This window comes from Mesorhizobium sp. IMUNJ 23232 (genome assembly GCF_044326205.1).
Classification (GTDB): Bacteria; Pseudomonadota; Alphaproteobacteria; order Rhizobiales; family Rhizobiaceae; genus Kumtagia.
In genome coordinates this window covers 328,384-345,050 of record NZ_JBIRCY010000001.1, presented here as the reverse complement: position 1 = coordinate 345,050, position 16,667 = coordinate 328,384, and the positions used below count along the sequence as shown (strand labels likewise).

Genomic DNA, 16,667 nt, shown 5'->3' with positions numbered 1-16,667 from the left:
TCCAACGCTCGGCGGGAGCGGGTAAATAGACGGAGTGCAATCCGGCACGCCATTATAGACGCGAAGGATTTTGCGATGGCTCGAATGACGGACAAGGTTGCGCTGGTACTGGGCGGTGCGAAGGGTATCGGCTTTGCCATTGCGGGGCGGCTTGCAGCCGAAGGTGCGGCGGTGTTTCTTACCGGGCGCCAGCCCGAAGACGTCGAAACGGCAGCCAGGAAAATCGGACGAGGGGCGCGCGGCATTGTCGCCGATGCCGGCAAGCCGCGGGACGTATCGGAAGCCATCGCGACGGTCCGGGACGAGCAGGGCCGCATCGATGCGCTGGTTATGAACGCGGGTATATCGGAACCGGCTCTTCTCGCCGACGAAACGCCTGAGCATTTCGAACGCCATTTCCTGGTCAATGTCCGCAGTTCCGTACTCGCCCTGCAGGAGGCGGTCAGCATCATGGGGGAGGGCAGCTCCGTCGTGCTCGTCGGCTCGGCCGCGGATACGGCGGGGGTGCCTTCCTACGGCACCTATTCGGCGAGCAAGGCGGCCTTGCGCTCCTATGCGCGGACCTGGACCGCGGAACTCGGGCCGCGCGGCATTCGCGTCAATGTCGTCAGCCCGGGTCCTACCGACACCGCGATGTTCGACGCGGTTTCCGATGACGTGCGCACGGCGCTCGTCGGGCATATCCCGCTGGGCCGCATGGCGCGGCCCGAGGAAGTGGCCGCAGCGGCGCTGTTTCTGCTCAGCGACGAGGCGAGTTTCGTCGCCGGCGCGGAGCTATGCGTCGACGGTGGCATGCGTCAGGTGTGACGGTCTCGCGTGGCCCGATCAAGCAGCATGCACCGTCCAGCCGCCCATGCGCGAATGGATCGGCGACAAGGTATTTTGGTGGTCGTCCGGAGTTCCGGAGTCCGGGTCTGCTTTCGGAAGCCTGTCGGCGCGGCGCGGCAGTGGATGCAGGCGGATCGTGAGCCTACTTCTTCTTCGCGGTCTTGCCGCCGTCCCCGCTGATAAGCCGGTAGCCCGCCAGTTCCTCTTTCGAAAAATAGTAGAGCGCGCGCGGCGGCGTATCCAGCGCGTGCAGCCACAGCGCCGGGTCGACATCGAGGGATGCCAAATGCCGTGAAATCCGCGCGGTCGTGGCCTGCGCATCGGCCATGATCTGCTCCGGCGAGGATTCAATCGCGGCGGCGGCATAGAACTGGTGCACGCCGATTGCAGCCTTGTCGCCGGCCGCGCGGTGTTTCCCGCCGGCCATAAGCAGCGGACATGAGGAGGCGCAGAGCGCTCCGTCGGCAACCTCGGTGTCGAGGCCGCGTTCGCGGATCAGCCGCGCCATCGCCATCGCGTCGTCCAGCGCGCCGCCGGGCGAATTCAGAGACACGGTCTTCACATATTCGCCGCGCTCGTCCATTTCGGCAGCGAAACGGTCGGCGGTTCCCGGCTGGATACTGCCGGTAGCCTCCAGCCGGCCGCCGGGTTCGAGCGTAAAACTCATCGGCTTGCCGAGCAGGCTTTCTTCGGTCGTCAGGAAGGGACGCGGATCGGTTGAGGGAGCATCGGGAACGCCGACCTTGACGGCGGGCGGCAGCACCGGCTCAGGGTCCGCCGGAGCGGCAATCTCGGCAAACGCCCAGCCATTGGTCTCGGCGAGATCGCGCAGGTCGATCGCCAGAACGCTTACCGCGCCGATCAGCAGGCCGCGAAACGCCCAGCGAAGCAGCTCGCCGTCGTCGAAGCGGGAGAGATATCGGACGAGCAGGTTGCGGCGCTGTTCCCGCTCCGCAGGCGCGTCGGCTGAACGGATATCGCCCGGCAGGCTCATGGCTCGAACCGCTTGCGTTCGGATAGTGACAGCGGCGTCACGTTCTCGGCGGTTGCCGGCCTGGTAGACGGTTCTGATCGTTCGGGCTCTGCCGGCGGCAACGCTTCAGCCATAATTGCCGCACCGGCCGGCACGTCGGCTGCGGCATGTTTCTCCGCCGCTTGCTGCTCGCGCAGCCGCGCCTGCAGAAGTTCGTTGTATTTCAGCGAACGCAGCATGTCGCCGGCGGTGATGCGGTCGGCCTCCTCAAGCTCGTCCTCGCCGCGCCGCATGACGCCATGCACCACTGCCATGATGCCGACCAGCACGGCAGGCAACAAGTCGATGGAGATCGCGCCGGCCCAGCTCGGGATGAAGTCGCCGGCATAACGCAGCACAGCCTCCGCCGAGGTCAGCGGCACATAGCGCCGCTCCGGCACTTTTGGCTGGTTGAGGATTTCCGCCGCGGCGTCGGACAGCGCCTTGGACTGCGCCGCGACCGAGCCGCGGATCGTCGTTATCACCTGATCCTGCCGGCCGGCGAGGTCCGGCGTCATCCCGTCGGCGACCGGCGCGATGAAGCCGACCGACAGGTCGGCGGCGGCGCGGGTGACGGAGGCGGCGATCGATGTCTGCTCCAGCGAGGCGATGACACCGGTCAGCGCCACGGATTCGGCGGCGAACTGGTCGGAGCGTTGCTCGATCGGACCAGGCGCCGAGACGAGGCCGCGCATCGTCGCAAGATGTTTCTGGCCCTGTTCGAAGGCAAGCTGGATCGGTTCGCGCGAGGACTGGATGGTGGTCTCCAGTTCCTTCATCTGGGCCGACATCTGGCTGAGCAGTTGCACGACACTGCCAGATCCGGACGTGCCGGTGAGCGCGCCGGAACTCTGTTCGTCCGCCGCCAGCCGGGCGAAACGCTCTCCGGCGCGCTGGATATCGGGCAGCAGCGACAGCGAGCCGAGCGCATTGCCGTGCGCCTGGTCGAGATCGGCGGTGTATTCCTCGATTGTGATGGCCAGATGCTGCTCGACCGCCGCGGAGCCGGCCAGAGCCGCCGCGTTCAGCCACGAGGCCATGGCGACGATCATCGCCGAGCCGATCGCCATGATGCCGAGCAGCGCCAGCCGCGAGCCGCCGTCGCGCATCTCCGGCAGGAAGCGGATCAGATAGGTCCAGAAGCCGTAGATGGCGACCGACACCGAGGCCGAATAAATCACCGCCGCGAAGAACACGACCGTTGCCGAGCCGTCGAGCAGGCTGCGGACCCCGAGATAGGTGTAGACGCCGCTTGCCAGCGCAAGCGTGGCGAGCACGAACCGCGTCATGGTTTCAAGGCCGGCGATATGGTCCTTCAGCCGGCGAGACTGGGCCGCATGGCTCATCGATGGTTAACCGTTCCTCAACACGCGGAGCTTGGCCGGACAAAGTTGACCGAATCAGGGCCGCGCCATCGCGTGACGCCGCACGCCTCTTTCATGCGAATCTCGATGCCTGATACGACCCGGCGTCGGAACCCTGTCTATTGGCAGGGGCCGCCTTGCAGCGGAATCTCGCCTTGGTCGAAGCCGTACATGTAGCCGCGGCCCTTCACCAGCACCGGTGGCCGGTAGCACTCGCCGATGACCAGCTCGCCGGTCCGGTCCGAATAGATGACCTCCGGCTCGTCGGCGCGCGTGGGCTGGCCGGCACCGACATATTTGGCCAGCCGCTCCGCCTCGTGGCCTTCGCCGACGAGGATGCGCTTGAACCCGGCGGCGCTTTCGATGACGAGGTTGCCGAAACTGTCGGCATAGACCCGGTCACGATCCCAGGCGGCGGCAGGTGTTGCGGCAGTGATCGCAAGCGCCGCGCTCATCGCGGCGCCTGCGAGAATTCCAATTCCGAGATGCATCATGCTCTCCTTCGATTGAGGCAATGCCTCCTCGATTCGCGAAGTTAATCCTTTCTTAACCAAAGTTAAGGCCGGCATGGCGCCGTACGGCGCCTATCGGAGATTATGGTTAACGAGGGTTGTCTGTCGTCGACCCCTCGACCACCCCGTGTGTCGCAGGCGTGTTTGCCGCGGCTGGTATGGCAGGGATCGGTGTTCCGGCTAAGCCCTTGAAACCATGCCCGGCCAATGCATGGTGGATAGCGGGCCTGCCCCGCTGCCGCCCCATTGATCGCCAATCCTTTCCGGCTATATGCAGTTCCACCCGCTCGGGGGAGGGCAAGGAGGTCGTGTTGCGTCGGACCATTCGGATTGCCTTGCTCGCTGTCCCTTTTGCATGCCTCGCTGCCTGCGTCGGCGAGGGGGATGCCGGGTCCACTCATGCCACGGCCTCGGCGGCGGAGCCGTCCGGCCGGCCCGGAACGACCACATATCGCTGTGGCGAGGATGGGTCGATCACCGTCGAGAACCGCTCCAGCGACGTAGTTCTGACCGACATGACCGGCGAGGCCGTGACCTTGCCTGCCGCGCCCGCCGAACAGCGCTCGCGCTACGGCATTCCCGGCTATGCGCTCGTGCTGGAGGGGAACAACGCACTGTTCGTCAAGGGCGGCAAGCCGATGGACTGCGCCCGCTAGGTTTGCCGGCTTCTGAAACAGAGCCGGAGAAAAAAATTTTCCGTGCATGAGACAAGCAGGTCCGGCGAGCATTTGACCCGCAGGCAGGTGGCTCTCATAACCTCCGACAGCTTCAAACGATTGAAGTGCGGCGCACCCGCCGATTGCTCATTCTCCCTGACTAAAGCCGCGCGGCTAAACGGTTTTTTGGCCTTTGACGCGGTGCAAAAAGCGCATTAAGTACCCATCGTCCAGTCGCATCCGGATACGGTCCAAGTCGTTCCGGCGACGGGACGGGCGACGACGACAAGGGGCAGCCATGAGCCAATCACCAGCCACCCGCCAAAGCCCGCGCGCCCGGCCGCTTTCGCCGCATCTCACCATCTACCGCCCGCCGATCACCATGACGATGTCGATCATTCATCGCATCACCGGCGGCGCGCTTTATTTCGGCACGCTGCTGGTCGCCTGGTGGCTGATCGCGGCATCGACGTCGCAAAGCTATTTCGATTTCGTCGACGGCATCTTCGGTTCCTGGCTCGGACGGCTGATACTGTTCGGCTACACCTGGGCGCTGATGCACCACATGATGGGCGGCATCCGCCACCTCGTCTGGGACACCGGCGTCGGGCTGGAAAAGCATACGGCCTCGAAGATCGCCTGGGCGACGCTGGCCGCTTCCGTCGTTCTGACACTGGCGATCTGGATCGCCGGTTACCTGGCGCGGGGAGCTTGATCATGAGCGGCGGCAACAAGGACATGCGTACGGCGCTCGGCAAGGTCCGGGGCCTGGGGTCGGCGCGCGAGGGCACCGAGCATTTCTGGCGGCAGCGGCTGACCGCTATCGCCAACATCCCGCTGACCCTGTTCTTCGTCGGCCTGCTAGTGGCGCTGAACGGCGCCGGCTTCGCCGAGACCCGCGCCGCGCTCGCCAACCCCTTCGTGGCTCTGGTGCTGCTTCTTTTCGTGATCTCGGGCCTCTACCACATGCGCTTGGGCATGCAGGTCATTATCGAGGACTATATCTATGGCGAAGGCATGAAGCTCGCGCTGCTGCTCGCCAACACCTTCTTCACCATCGCGGTCGGCGTCTTCACCGGCTTCGCGCTGCTCAAAATGGCCTTCGGGAGCTGATCCAGTGGCACAGGCAACTTCGGCGGCCGCCGGCAAAGGCTATACATTCGTCGACCACAAGTTCGACGTGGTGGTGGTGGGCGCCGGCGGCGCCGGCCTGCGCGCCACGCTGGGCATGGCCGAACAGGGTCTGCGCACCGCCTGCATTACGAAGGTTTTCCCGACCCGCTCGCACACCGTCGCTGCGCAGGGCGGCATCGCAGCGTCGCTGGCCAATATGGGGCCGGACAACTGGCAGTGGCACATGTACGACACCGTCAAGGGGTCGGACTGGCTGGGTGATGTCGACGCCATGGAATACATGGTCCAGCAGGCGCCGGCGGCGGTCTACGAGCTTGAACACTACGGCGTTCCGTTCTCGCGCACCGCGGAAGGAAAAATCTACCAGCGGCCGTTCGGCGGCCACATGACCCAGTTCGGCGAAGGCCCCCCGGTGCAGCGCACCTGCGCCGCCGCCGACCGCACCGGCCACGCCATCCTGCACACGCTTTATGGCCAGTCGCTGCGCCACAATGCACAGTTCTTCATCGAATATTTCGCGCTCGACCTGATTATGGAGCCGGACGGCCGCTGCACCGGCGTGGTCGCCTGGAACCTCGATGACGGCACGATCCACCGCTTCTCGGCAAAAACGGTGGTGCTGGCGACCGGCGGCTACGGCCGCGCCTATTTCTCGGCCACCTCGGCCCACACCTGCACCGGCGACGGCGGCGGCATGGTGGCGCGCGCCGGACTGCCGCTGCAGGACATGGAGTTCGTGCAGTTCCACCCGACCGGCATCTACGGCGCGGGCTGCCTGATCACCGAGGGAGCGCGCGGCGAGGGGGGCTACCTCGTCAACTCCGAGGGCGAGCGTTTTATGGAGCGTTACGCACCCTCGGCCAAGGATCTGGCGTCCCGCGACGTGGTCTCGCGTTGCATGACGATGGAAATCCGCGAGGGGCGCGGCGTCGGCAAGAACAAGGACCACATTTTTCTGCACCTCGACCACCTCGACCCGGCGGTGCTGCACGAGCGGCTGCCGGGCATCTCGGAATCGGCGAAGATCTTTGCCGGCGTCGACGTCACCCGCGAGCCGATCCCGGTGCTGCCGACGGTACATTACAATATGGGCGGCGTGCCGACGAACTATTGGGGCGAGGTGCTGAACCCGACGCCGGAAGAGCCGGACCGCGTGTCGCCCGGCCTGATGGCGGTGGGCGAGGCGGGTTGCGCCTCGGTGCACGGCGCCAACCGGCTGGGCTCCAACTCGCTGATCGACCTGGTGGTGTTCGGTCGCGCCGCAGCGATCCGCGCCGGCCAGGTGATCGACCGCAACGCGCCGATCCCCGCGGTCAACGAAGCGTCCGTCGACAAGATCATGGAGCGCTTCGACCGGCTGCGCAACGCCAACGGCTCGACGCCGACCGCCGTGCTTCGCGAAAAGATGCAGCGGGCGATGCAGGAGGACGCGGCGGTGTTCCGCACGCAGGAATCGCTCGAAAACGGCTGCAAGCGCATCTCGGAAATCTGGAGCGAGCTGAAGGACATAAAGGTGTTCGACCGCTCGATGATCTGGAATTCCGACCTGGTCGAGACGCTGGAACTGGAAAACCTGATGGCCAACGCCATCGCCACGGTCTACGGCGCGGAGGCCCGCAAGGAGAGCCGCGGCTCGCACGCCCGCGAGGATTATGCCGACGGTCCCTATGGCGGCCGCGACGACGCCAACTGGCGCAAGCACACGCTGGCCTGGGTCGACCCGTCCGGAAAAGTGACGCTCGGCTATCGCCCGGTGCATACGGAGACGACGCTGCCGGTCGAGCAGGGCGGCATCGACCCCAAGAAGATCGCGCCCAAGGCACGGGTCTATTAGGCATGGGCGCGGCGCTCGCCACGGCAGGCTATTCCGGCACGCCGCTGGCGACAAAGCTCGGCTTGAAGGATGGCATGCATGCAGCCTTCATCGTTTTGCCCGCCGAACTTGACTGGTTGGTGGACTCGGCGCTTTTCGCCGCCGCAGACCGGTTCGATGCGTGGCCGGATGCTGGAGGCGAGAGCGAGAAGTACGACGCGATCCACGCCTTCACGAAAAAGCGCGCCGAGATCGAGGATCACCTGCCGGCCCTGCAATCGGCAATCCGGCGCGACGGCATGATCTGGGTGTCGTGGCCGAAGAAAGCCTCGAAGGTGCCGACCGACGTTACCGAGGATGTTGTGCGCAGCGAGGCGCTGAAACTCGATCTGGTCGACGTGAAGGTCGCCGCGATCGATGCGGTCTGGTCCGGTCTGAAGCTCGTCATCCGCAAGGAGCGGCGGTGATGCGCCGGCTTGGGCAGATCGCGATGACGGCCGGAGCCGCCTTGCTCCTGGTCGGCGCGGAAGCCGGCTGGAGCCAGGAAGTGTCGCCCGGCGGTTCGCGCATACACCGTTATGATGGCCACCAGCACCAGTTCCGCGCGCCCGTCAGCGAGGCCGAGCACGTTGCCGACATCGAAAAGGCGCTCAAGCCATATCTTGGCGAGCACTATGTCTATCACGAGCTGGAATCCGACAAGGTCCATATCGACGTGCTGGTGTTCAGGCCGACCGCGACCCGCGCCAACTGGACCTTTGTGACCAGCGGCATGAGCGACCTGCCGATGCATGTGCCGCAAGACGTAGAACGGGCCGAGAACTATCGCTTCGCCGAACTGGTCATTGCCGTGCCGGCGCGCTGGTTCTCGGCCGACGATAAGGGCATGATCCCGGAAGCCGAGCTCAAGGACTATGAGAAGTTCTGGCCGGTCGCGCTGCTCAAATTCCTCGCGCGCTTCCCGCACGAATACGACACCTGGCTGTGGGAAGGCCATTCCATGCCCAACGGCAACCCGGCCACGCCCTATGCGGACGGGACGAAACTGTCGGGGATCGTGCTCTCCCCGCTTTCAGGCTGGCCCGAGCAGTACTGGTCAGTAACGATGTCGGACGGGCGCAATGTGCCGCTCTTCGCGGTGGTGCCGGTGTATGACGACGAGATGGCGCTAAAGCTCGAAAAGGGTTTTGACGCGTTGGACCAGGCGTTTCTGTACTACGGCATCAGCGAAGTGCTTCATCAGGGTCGCAGCAGCGTCGCGGCGGAACTGGCGCGATAGCAGGACGGATTTTCCAATGGTCGAACTCACCCTCCCCAAGAACTCAAAAATCCAGCAGGGAAAAACCTGGCCGAAGCCGGAAGGCGCGACTAATCTGCGCGAATACAGGATCTACCGCTGGTCGCCGGACGACGACGAAAATCCGCGCGTCGACACTTATTTCGTCGACATGGATGATTGCGGGCCGATGGTGCTCGATGCCCTGCTGTGGATCAAAAACAAGATCGACCCGACGCTGACGCTGCGCCGCTCCTGCCGCGAAGGGATTTGCGGCTCCTGCGCCATGAACATAGACGGGTCGAACACGCTGGCCTGCACCAAGGGCATGGACGATATTTCGGGGGCGGTGAAAGTCTATCCGCTGCCGCACATGCCGGTGGTGAAGGATCTTGTGCCGGACCTCACCAATTTCTACGCGCAGCACCGGTCGATAGAGCCGTGGCTGAAGACGGTGTCGCCGGAGCCGGCCAAGGAATGGCTGCAGAGCCATGACGACCGGCAGAAGCTCGACGGCCTCTACGAATGCATCCTGTGCGCCTGCTGCTCGACCTCATGCCCGAGCTACTGGTGGAACGGCGAGCGCTATCTCGGCCCGGCCACGCTGCTGCAAGCCTATCGCTGGCTGATCGATTCGCGCGACGAGGCCAAGGGCGAGCGGCTCGACAATCTGGAAGACCCGTTCCGCCTCTACCGCTGCCACACCATCATGAACTGCGCGCAGACCTGCCCGAAGGGGCTTAATCCGGCCAAGGCGATTGCCGAGATCAAGAAGATGATGGTGGAGAGACGGGTCTGACGAACAGGAGGCCGCTCGTAAGGGCATGATGGACACGGGCGAAAGCATTCTGCCGCATCTCGACCGCAGCCGCATCCGCGACTTCTACGAAAAGGCCGACGGAAGGGAACTCGAAGTAAAGTTTCATAGTCCCGAATCATCTGCCGCGCTGGCCGCCAACGCATTGGGCTTGTTCCTCGACGACGCGCGGCCTTTGGTAACGGCGCTCGGTCTCCGGATAGATGGTCCAGCAAAGCTCAAACTCGAGCAATGTCTGCGTTTTCCTTGGAGTGGCGGGCGGCATCCATGGCTGGATGCGGTTATTGAGACGCCAGATTCGCTCATTGCGATCGAATCGAAGCGCTATGAGCCGTTTCGAGGCAGCAAGAATGGTGCGTTTTCGACGGCTTACCTAAAGCCAGTGTGGGGAGAAGGCATGGCCCGCTTTCTCGCGCAGCGCGATGCTATCATGGATGGATCGTCCGAGTACGATTTTCTGGATACGACACAACTGGTCAAGCATGCCTTCGGCTTGGCCACGCAGTCTCGAAAGCAAGGCAGGCGACCGTTTCTCGTCTATCTTCACGCTGAACCCGACAGGTGGCCAAACGGAAGCCGTGTCTCGGCGGAGCGGATTTTGGCTCATCGCGCCGAGCGCGACCGTTTCGAGGCGGCGGTGAAGGGCGATTTTGTTGCATTCCATGTAATGGACTATCGCGGACTTCTGTACAATCTCTCCAATTCCGGTGACGCGTATGTTCAGAGGCATGTCGATCTGGTCATTGACCGATTTGCACCTCTTTGATGGTCGCTCCTCACCGGAGAACCTCTTGCAACTGTGCGATCATTTCGCCACTTCGTTGGCCGAAACCTTAAGCCCCCAGGACGTCGAAGCCGGTTTTCAGTAGTCGCCACCTGCATCATAGGTTATGCAACCCACAGTATTGGCGTGGGGCTGCGACGATGCACATTCTGCTTGCCATTCTCGGCATATTGGGAGTGGGCGCTTTCTGGTGGTACCGGCTCAAAATCATGGGCGAGGCCGCCAGCGAGGTGGCCGACGCGGTCGGGCGGGTCCAGGGCAACATCCGCCGCAGCAAGCTGCGCAAGAAGGCGGCGCTTTCCCCGATCACGGCGATCGACGATCCGATAACGGCGGCCACCACTGTGATCGTGGCGATAGCGGCTGAGGATGTGCCGGTTTCGGAAGCGCTGGAAAAGCGGGTGCGAGACGAGATCGCCGGAATCGCCGACAGCGAAAAGCAGGTCGACGAGGCGGTGATCTATGCGAAATGGGCGAGCGACCAGGTGGCGGAAGTTGGCTCGGTGATCGACAAGGCCTGCCTTCTGCTCAAGCCGCGGCTCGAAGAGAGCGAGAAGGAGGATCTGGTGCGAATGGCGCTTGCCGTCGCGCTGCCCACCGAGCGCCACGCCATGTTTCCGCGCCGCATCGAGCAGTTGCGGCGCCGACTCGGCCTAGTCGTCAAGCGGTAAGGCGGTTGCCGATGCCTGCCCCTTGCCGCAGGGCTGCCGTTTTGCGAGAAGCGGCGGCATGAGCAGCGACCTTCCCACCCTCAACGCCCTCGAAGTCCGAGTCCTCGGCTGCCTGATGGAAAAGCAGCTTCTGACGCCGGACGTCTATCCGCTGACGCTGAATGCGCTGCAGTCCGCGGCCAACCAGAAGACGTCGCGCGAGCCGGTGATGGCGCTGGAGCATGTCGACATCAACCGCACGCTCAAGGCGCTGGAGGAAAAGGGCCTGGCGCGGCGGATGATGGCCTCGCGCGTCGACCGCTACGAGCAGACGGCGTCGCGGAAGTTCAGCCTGACCACGCCGCAGAGCGCGCTGGTCGCCATGCTGATGCTGCGTGGTCCGCAGACGCTGAACGAACTGCAGACTCGCACCGACCGCATGGCCAATTTCGGCTCTGCCGACGCCGTACGCACCGAACTCGACATGCTGGTCGGCCGCCGCCCACCGCTGGTGAAGGAGATCGGCCGCGCCCCCGGCCAGCGCGAGGATCGCTTCGCGCATCTTTTGGCCGGCGATGTCGATGTGTCGTCGATCCCCGCGCCGGCGGCGCGCAGCGCCGCTCCCGCCGGCTCGGCGCTGAGCGAACTGGAAGAACGCGTTCGCCAGCTCGAGGAGGAGGTCGCCGCGCTGAAGGCCAGGCTGGAGGCCGTGGGCGCCTAGCCTAGTTTTGCGTCCAGCGACACCTTGATCGCGCCCAGCGCGCGCGACACCGGGCACTCGCCCTTGGCTTTGTCGGCCAGTTCCTTGAATTTTTCCGCGCTGATGCCGGGCACGGTGCCGACGAGCGTGATGGCGCTGCCGGTGATGCCGGTTCCCGGTACCAGCGTCACCACCGCCTTGGCGTCGAGTTTCTCGGCCGGCGTGCCGTTCTCGGCGAGGAAATGCGAAAGCTGCATGGCGAAGCAGCCGGCATGGGCGGCGGCCAGCAGTTCCTCCGGATTGGTGCCGGACTTTCCGCTTTCGTCCTCGAAGCGGCTCTTGAACGAATAGGGCAATGCTTTCAGCGCGCTGCTCTGCGTGTCGAGCGTGCCGGCGCCCTCTTTCAGCGTGCCTTTCCAGACGGCGGTGGCGTGACGGTCCATGATGGGTCTCCCTGGTTGAGGTGGCGAGCCGCGAGGCGGTCGGCCGAACTATAGCGCCCGCAGCCGATGGCGCCACTGCCGACTTGTCCACCGCGACCGATTTCGCTTCCACTGCTTCTTCACGAACCGGAAAAATACGCGAAAAAAGACAAAAATCCGCGTGTGCGAAAATGTCGGCCTGTCGGAGGCGGGCTCGTCCTCGGGATGAAAATCCCCGAGCCGAAGGAGGCTTTCGTGCAAATGCTGGCTTTTCTGACCATGTTTCCCGCTGCCCGCCGACAAAGCCCGGATCAATGTCCGATGCAGGCGCAACTGGCGCTCATGTCCACGGCGCTGAACGGCGCCGCCCGGCTGCTGCTGGCGTTCGCCTTGATCGGCGCCGTCGTGACCGGGCTTCAGGTCGCCGCGACAGGCAATCCGGAGATTGCCGCCAGCCGCGTCGCCAGCGCATCGTCGTTCCAGCAGCAAGGAGCCCTGCCATGAAATATGTCTGCCTCGTCTATGGCCAAGAACGCGACCTTCACAATCTGACGCCCGAGGGGGCGGCGAAGCTCGATGCGTCGTCGATCGCCTACGACCGCTCGCTGGAAGCCAAAGGCCACCTCATCGTCGCCCAGGCCCTGCAGTCGGCAAAAACCTCGAGGAGTGTGCGCCGGCGTAAGGGCAAGACGCTGATCACCGACGGACCTTTCGCCGAAACGAAGGAACAGTTGCTCGGCTTCATCATGATCGAGGCGAAGGATCTCGACGAGGCGCTGGAGATCGCGGCGGGCATTCCGCTGGCCGAAATGGGCACAATCGAGGTAAGGGCGGTCTACGACATTCCGGGGTCATGAGGTCGAGAAATTTTCCGCGCCGGCCGCTACTGGCAGACATCCACCCATGCGGCGTTGACCAGCGCGGCCATGCGCTCCGGTGGCAGCCGCACGGCCGCGTTGGTGGCGCCGGCCGCCGGCACCACCTCGCCGAAGTTTTTGAGCGAGGTATCGCAATAGACCGGCAGCGGCGACGGCAACCCGAACGGACAGACGCCGCCGACCGGATGGCTTGTCATGGCCACGACCTCCTCGGCGTCCAGCATGCGCGGCTTGCCGCCGAACCGGTCCTTGAATTTCCGGTTGTCCAGCCGCGCCAGCCCGCCGGCAACGATCAGCATGATCTGATCGCCGACGCGCAGGCAGATCGTCTTGGCGATCTGCGCCGGCTCGACGCCATGCGCCTCCGCCGCAAGCTGCACCGTAGCCGAGCTTTGCGCGGTGACGATGACTTCGATGTCGGGGGCGTTTTCGGCGAAGAAGGCGCGGACGGAAGAAAGAGACATGCGGCAGGCTTATCGATTGGGGCGATGCATGACAATGCACCCGTGCGGATTTGGCGGATAGAACTATCCTGAGGCAGAAATGTCGGTCGTCCCATCCTCCGGACGTCCTTTCCATGCGGCATGTATGGCCCCCGAGACGGAGAAGAAAATGCAATATATCTGCCTGATTTATCATGACGAAAAAGTCTTCCAGCGCATGTCGGCATCCGAGATCGAGACGATGCAGCGCGACGCGCGAGCCTTTGACGAGAGGCTGGGGAAAGAGGGCAAGATCGTCATGGCGCGGCCCCTGAAACTGCCGCACAGCGCCAGGACGGTCCGGATACGCGCGAAAAAACGCCATGTCATGGATGGGCCGTTCGCCGAGACCAAGGAGCAACTGATCGGTTTCATCCTGGTCGAAGCCGAAAGCATGGATGAGGCCGTCGATCTGGCCACCATATGCCCTATGGCCAAGACGGGTTTCATCGAGGTGCGCGGCCTCTCCTTCCACGGCGATCCCGACCTGGAGCAGCCGAAGACGTAGAGCGCTTCCGGTCAGATAGCCTCGCCGGCCAAAAGCCTCGGCGTGCCGCCGGTCAGCCCGGATGCCTGGCGGATGAAATAATCCTTCAGCCGCGGCATGCGGTCGACAAGGCCGAGGCCGATGTCGCGCACGGCCCGCAGCGGCGCGAAGTCGTTGGAGAACAGACGGTTCAGCACGTCGGTGGTGATGCCCATCTGCACCGTGTCGAAGCGCCGCCATTGCTGATAGCGCTCCAGCACATCGAGCGCGCCAATATCCTGGCCGAGGCGGTCGGCGTCGACCACTGTCTCGGCAAGGGCCGCAGCATCCTTGAAACCGAGATTGAGGCCTTGGCCGGCGATCGGGTGGATGCCGTGCGCGGCGTCGCCGGCGAGCGCGAAACGCGGTTTCACGAAATCGCGCGCCAGCGTAAGGCCGAGCGGCCAGGCGCGCGGTTTGCCCTCGACACGGATCTCGCCGAGCTTCAAGCCGAAGCGCAGCTCCAGTTCGGTTTCGAAAAGCAGTTCGTCGGAGGCGATCAGCCGCTCGGCGTCGGCGGTGCGTTCGGTCCAGACGATCGACGAGCGGTTGCCGCCATCATCGCCGGGCGGCAGCGGCAGGATCGCGAAGGGGCCGGCCGGCAGGAAATGCTCTTCGGCGCGACCGCCATGCGGGCGCTCGTGTGCCACCGTGCAGACGATGCCGGACTGGCCGTAGTCCCAATGCACGGTCTTGATACCAGCCATGTCGCGCAGTTTTGACTTCACCCCGTCGGCGGCGACGAGCAGGCGGGTGCGCAGCGTAACGCCGTCGGCCAGATGCACCAGCGCCTTGCCGGCGCCGGTCTCGAATCCCGCGACCGCCACGCCCTCGATGATGTCGATGCCGAGTTCGGCGGCGCGGCGGCGCAGGCTGCCGTTCAGCACCTTGTTGGAGATCATGTGGGCGAAGGGCTCGCCCGTGCCGGCATCGCCGCCGAAGGTCAAAAATACCGGGCGCACCGGGTCGCTGGTGCGCGAATCGGTGACAATCATGTCGGTGATGGGCTGCGCCTTCTCAGCGATCTCGTCCCAGCAGCCGAGCTGCCCCAGCATGCGGCAGGCGGCGGCGGCAATCGCTGAGGCGCGGCCATCGCGTTCCCATGCGCCGGAGGGTGCAGCATCGACGACGGCGACCGAAAGATTGGGCCGCGCCTGGCGGATCGAGACGGCGACAGCCAGACCGACATAACCCGCGCCCGCCACAAGAATGTCGAGGGCCGGCGTCTCGTCCGTTCTCTTGCCAGGCATTGTCGCCTCCTTCCAGTTCCGGCACGATCGCTGGAGCGATCCATCGCCGCTTGACTTGTCCGCCGCTCCCGGTGCAACCCGGTGGCCAGAAATCCGTTCCGGAGACGCCGATGTCGTCCGCCATGCAGGAGCTTCTCTCCATTCTCGACCTGGAGAAGCTCGAACACAACCTCTATCGGGGTCGCAGCCCGAAGGAGAGCTGGCAGCGCGTGTTCGGCGGGCAGACCATCGCGCAGGCGCTGGTGGCCGCCCGGCGCACGGTGGAGGCCGAGCGCCACGTTCATTCGCTGCACGGCTATTTCATCCGCCCCGGCGACACTGCCGCGCCCGTCGTCTACGAGGTCGAGCGCACCCGCGACGGCGGCTCCTTCACGACACGGCGTGTCGCGGCGATCCAGCACGGCGAGACGATATTCTCGCTCGAGGCCTCCTTCCAGGTCGATGAGGATGGCCTCGATCACCAGATGCCGATGCCGGCAGACGTTCCCGGCCCTGAAACGCTCAAGACGCCGGTCGAGATCCTGCGCGACTATGGCGACGCCGTGCCGGAAGGCGTGCGGCGTTACTGGGCGCGCGAGCGGCCGCTGGAGATCCGGCCGGTCATCCTCGAACATTATACCAGCCGGGAAAAACTGCCGCCGACGCAGCACATCTGGATCCGCACGACCGGCCCAGTGCCCGCCGACCGGGCGGTGCGCTCCGCCATCCTCGCCTACCTCTCCGACATGACGCTGCTCGACACCTCGACCTTCGCGCACGGCCGCGCCGTCTTCGACCGCGACCTGCAGGCGGCGAGCCTCGACCATGCCATGTGGTTCCATCGCGAGGATCCGCTCGACGGATGGCTACTTTATACGCAGGACAGCCCCTCGGCGGGGGGCGCCCGCGGGTTCACGCGCGGCGCCCTTTATTCGCGTGGCGGCAGATTGATCGCTTCGGTGGCACAGGAAGGCCTCATCCGCCTGCGAAAGGCGCCTGCCGAATAGGCAATTTTTGAAATTTGCCTAATTGGTGAGCAAGTGTTGTGTCGCGCCTGCGAAGGCTGGCGCTCGTCAAGCGCGCAATACCGTTCGATTCCAAAAGGTTAACGCGTGCCTTGGCAACTGGCACGCAGTTTGAATTGCCCTTTGCACTCATCGGCTGCCCTGCGGCAACCGGCCGAGGCACGAAACGCGGGGGACCCGCAAAGCAGAGGGTGAAACCTTATGAAAATCGTGATGGCTATCATCAAGCCGTTTAAGCTCGACGAGGTGCGCGAAGCGCTCACCGCCGTCGGCATACAGGGCCTGACCGTCACCGAAGTCAAAGGCTACGGGCGTCAAAAGGGTCATACGGAAATCTACCGCGGCGCGGAATATGCGGTGAGCTTCCTGCCGAAGATCAAGATCGAGGTCGCCGTCGGTTCGGACATGGTCGACAAGGCCGTGGAGGCCATTTCGTCGGCCGCCAAGACCGGCCAGATCGGCGACGGCAAGGTCTTCGTCTACGCGATCGAACAGGCCGTGCGCATCCGCACCGGCGAGACCGACACCGACGCGCTGTAAGCACGCCACCAGGCATCAT

General features: G+C 64.5%; 22 protein-coding genes. 16 read left to right on the top strand and 6 right to left on the bottom strand.

The window, feature by feature from the left end:
- Positions 1-75 precede the first annotated feature (75 nt).
- Positions 76-807 carry an SDR family NAD(P)-dependent oxidoreductase gene (locus ACH196_RS01700; RefSeq protein ID WP_396644362.1) on the top strand — a complete coding sequence of 244 codons (732 nt, stop codon included), beginning with the start codon at positions 76-78 and terminating at the stop codon, positions 805-807.
- A gap of 163 nt (positions 808-970) precedes the next feature.
- Here ACH196_RS01700 and ACH196_RS01695 read toward each other — a convergent pair whose 3' ends face one another.
- The 3 genes from ACH196_RS01695 to ACH196_RS01685 all read right to left on the bottom strand — a co-directional run bounded on the left by ACH196_RS01695 (position 971) and on the right by ACH196_RS01685 (position 3,695).
- A complete protein-coding gene (locus ACH196_RS01695; protein ID WP_396644360.1) occupies positions 971-1,822 on the bottom strand; it encodes a hypothetical protein in 852 nt (283 codons plus the stop codon).
- Positions 1,819-3,186, bottom strand: a complete 1,368-nt coding sequence (locus ACH196_RS01690; protein ID WP_396644358.1) for a hypothetical protein — start codon at positions 3,184-3,186, stop codon at positions 1,819-1,821. The genes ACH196_RS01695 and ACH196_RS01690 overlap by 4 nt, the downstream gene beginning before the upstream one ends.
- A gap of 137 nt (positions 3,187-3,323) precedes the next feature.
- A complete protein-coding gene (locus ACH196_RS01685) occupies positions 3,324-3,695 on the bottom strand; it encodes a hypothetical protein (protein WP_396644356.1) in 372 nt (123 codons plus the stop codon).
- A 332-nt stretch (positions 3,696-4,027) separates the two neighbouring features.
- On the opposite strand from ACH196_RS01685, the gene ACH196_RS01680 reads away from it, so the two are divergent.
- From ACH196_RS01680 to ACH196_RS01635, 10 genes are all read left to right on the top strand, one after another.
- Complete coding sequence (locus tag ACH196_RS01680) at positions 4,028-4,372, top strand: hypothetical protein (RefSeq protein WP_396644354.1); 345 nt, start codon at positions 4,028-4,030, stop codon at positions 4,370-4,372.
- A 298-nt stretch (positions 4,373-4,670) separates the two neighbouring features.
- Complete coding sequence (sdhC, locus tag ACH196_RS01675) at positions 4,671-5,087, top strand: succinate dehydrogenase, cytochrome b556 subunit (protein WP_396644352.1); 417 nt, start codon at positions 4,671-4,673, stop codon at positions 5,085-5,087.
- 2 nt (positions 5,088-5,089) lie between these two features.
- Positions 5,090-5,485 carry a succinate dehydrogenase, hydrophobic membrane anchor protein gene (gene sdhD, locus ACH196_RS01670; protein WP_396644350.1) on the top strand — a complete coding sequence of 132 codons (396 nt, stop codon included), beginning with the start codon at positions 5,090-5,092 and terminating at the stop codon, positions 5,483-5,485.
- A 4-nt stretch (positions 5,486-5,489) separates the two neighbouring features.
- Positions 5,490-7,340 (top strand): succinate dehydrogenase flavoprotein subunit, encoded by a 1,851-nt coding sequence (gene sdhA, locus ACH196_RS01665; RefSeq protein WP_396644348.1) that lies wholly within the window; start codon positions 5,490-5,492, stop codon positions 7,338-7,340.
- A 2-nt stretch (positions 7,341-7,342) separates the two neighbouring features.
- Entirely contained in the window at positions 7,343-7,786 is a 444-nt protein-coding gene (locus ACH196_RS01660; RefSeq protein WP_396644346.1) for a DUF3052 domain-containing protein, read from the top strand.
- Positions 7,787-7,809: 23 nt separating this feature from the next.
- Complete coding sequence (locus ACH196_RS01655) at positions 7,810-8,598, top strand: suppressor of fused domain protein (protein WP_396644344.1); 789 nt, start codon at positions 7,810-7,812, stop codon at positions 8,596-8,598.
- A gap of 16 nt (positions 8,599-8,614) precedes the next feature.
- The gene (locus tag ACH196_RS01650) at positions 8,615-9,394 is read left to right on the top strand and encodes a succinate dehydrogenase iron-sulfur subunit (RefSeq protein WP_396644342.1); all 780 of its coding nucleotides are present in this window, start codon (positions 8,615-8,617) and stop codon (positions 9,392-9,394) included.
- 25 nt (positions 9,395-9,419) lie between these two features.
- Entirely contained in the window at positions 9,420-10,178 is a 759-nt protein-coding gene (locus ACH196_RS01645; protein WP_396644340.1) for a PGN_0703 family putative restriction endonuclease, read from the top strand.
- A 158-nt stretch (positions 10,179-10,336) separates the two neighbouring features.
- Positions 10,337-10,867 (top strand): hypothetical protein, encoded by a 531-nt coding sequence (locus ACH196_RS01640; RefSeq protein WP_396644338.1) that lies wholly within the window; start codon positions 10,337-10,339, stop codon positions 10,865-10,867.
- 58 nt (positions 10,868-10,925) lie between these two features.
- Complete coding sequence (locus ACH196_RS01635) at positions 10,926-11,567, top strand: YceH family protein (protein ID WP_396644336.1); 642 nt, start codon at positions 10,926-10,928, stop codon at positions 11,565-11,567.
- On the opposite strand, the gene ACH196_RS01630 is transcribed toward ACH196_RS01635, so the two are convergent.
- Positions 11,564-11,989: an OsmC family protein gene (locus tag ACH196_RS01630; RefSeq protein WP_396644334.1), complete on the bottom strand. Its 426-nt coding sequence runs from the start codon at positions 11,987-11,989 to the stop codon at positions 11,564-11,566. The two genes, ACH196_RS01635 and ACH196_RS01630, sit on opposite strands and share 4 nt — an antisense overlap.
- Before the next feature lie 204 nt (positions 11,990-12,193).
- Between ACH196_RS01630 and ACH196_RS01625 the strand changes: the two genes are divergently transcribed.
- On the top strand, positions 12,194-12,472 hold the full coding sequence (locus ACH196_RS01625) for a hypothetical protein (RefSeq protein ID WP_396644332.1): 279 nt from the start codon (positions 12,194-12,196) through the stop codon (positions 12,470-12,472).
- A complete protein-coding gene (locus ACH196_RS01620) occupies positions 12,469-12,825 on the top strand; it encodes a YciI family protein (protein WP_396644330.1) in 357 nt (118 codons plus the stop codon). The genes ACH196_RS01625 and ACH196_RS01620 overlap by 4 nt, the downstream gene beginning before the upstream one ends.
- A gap of 26 nt (positions 12,826-12,851) precedes the next feature.
- Here the strand turns inward: ACH196_RS01620 and ACH196_RS01615 are convergent, their stop codons facing one another.
- A complete protein-coding gene (locus ACH196_RS01615) occupies positions 12,852-13,310 on the bottom strand; it encodes a YbaK/EbsC family protein (RefSeq protein ID WP_396644328.1) in 459 nt (152 codons plus the stop codon).
- Between the two features lie 148 nt (positions 13,311-13,458).
- Between ACH196_RS01615 and ACH196_RS01610 the strand changes: the two genes are divergently transcribed.
- Entirely contained in the window at positions 13,459-13,836 is a 378-nt protein-coding gene (locus ACH196_RS01610; RefSeq protein WP_396644326.1) for a YciI family protein, read from the top strand.
- Between the two features lie 11 nt (positions 13,837-13,847).
- Here ACH196_RS01610 and ACH196_RS01605 read toward each other — a convergent pair whose 3' ends face one another.
- Positions 13,848-15,104 carry a ubiquinone biosynthesis hydroxylase gene (locus ACH196_RS01605; protein ID WP_396644324.1) on the bottom strand — a complete coding sequence of 419 codons (1,257 nt, stop codon included), beginning with the start codon at positions 15,102-15,104 and terminating at the stop codon, positions 13,848-13,850.
- 110 nt (positions 15,105-15,214) lie between these two features.
- Here ACH196_RS01605 and ACH196_RS01600 point away from each other — a divergent pair, with 110 nt between their 5' ends.
- Together ACH196_RS01600 and ACH196_RS01595 are read left to right on the top strand one after the other, a co-directional pair.
- Positions 15,215-16,090 (top strand): acyl-CoA thioesterase, encoded by an 876-nt coding sequence (locus ACH196_RS01600; RefSeq protein ID WP_396644322.1) that lies wholly within the window; start codon positions 15,215-15,217, stop codon positions 16,088-16,090.
- 219 nt (positions 16,091-16,309) lie between these two features.
- Positions 16,310-16,648, top strand: a complete 339-nt coding sequence (locus ACH196_RS01595) for a P-II family nitrogen regulator (protein ID WP_349006392.1) — start codon at positions 16,310-16,312, stop codon at positions 16,646-16,648.
- Positions 16,649-16,667: the final 19 nt, after the last annotated feature.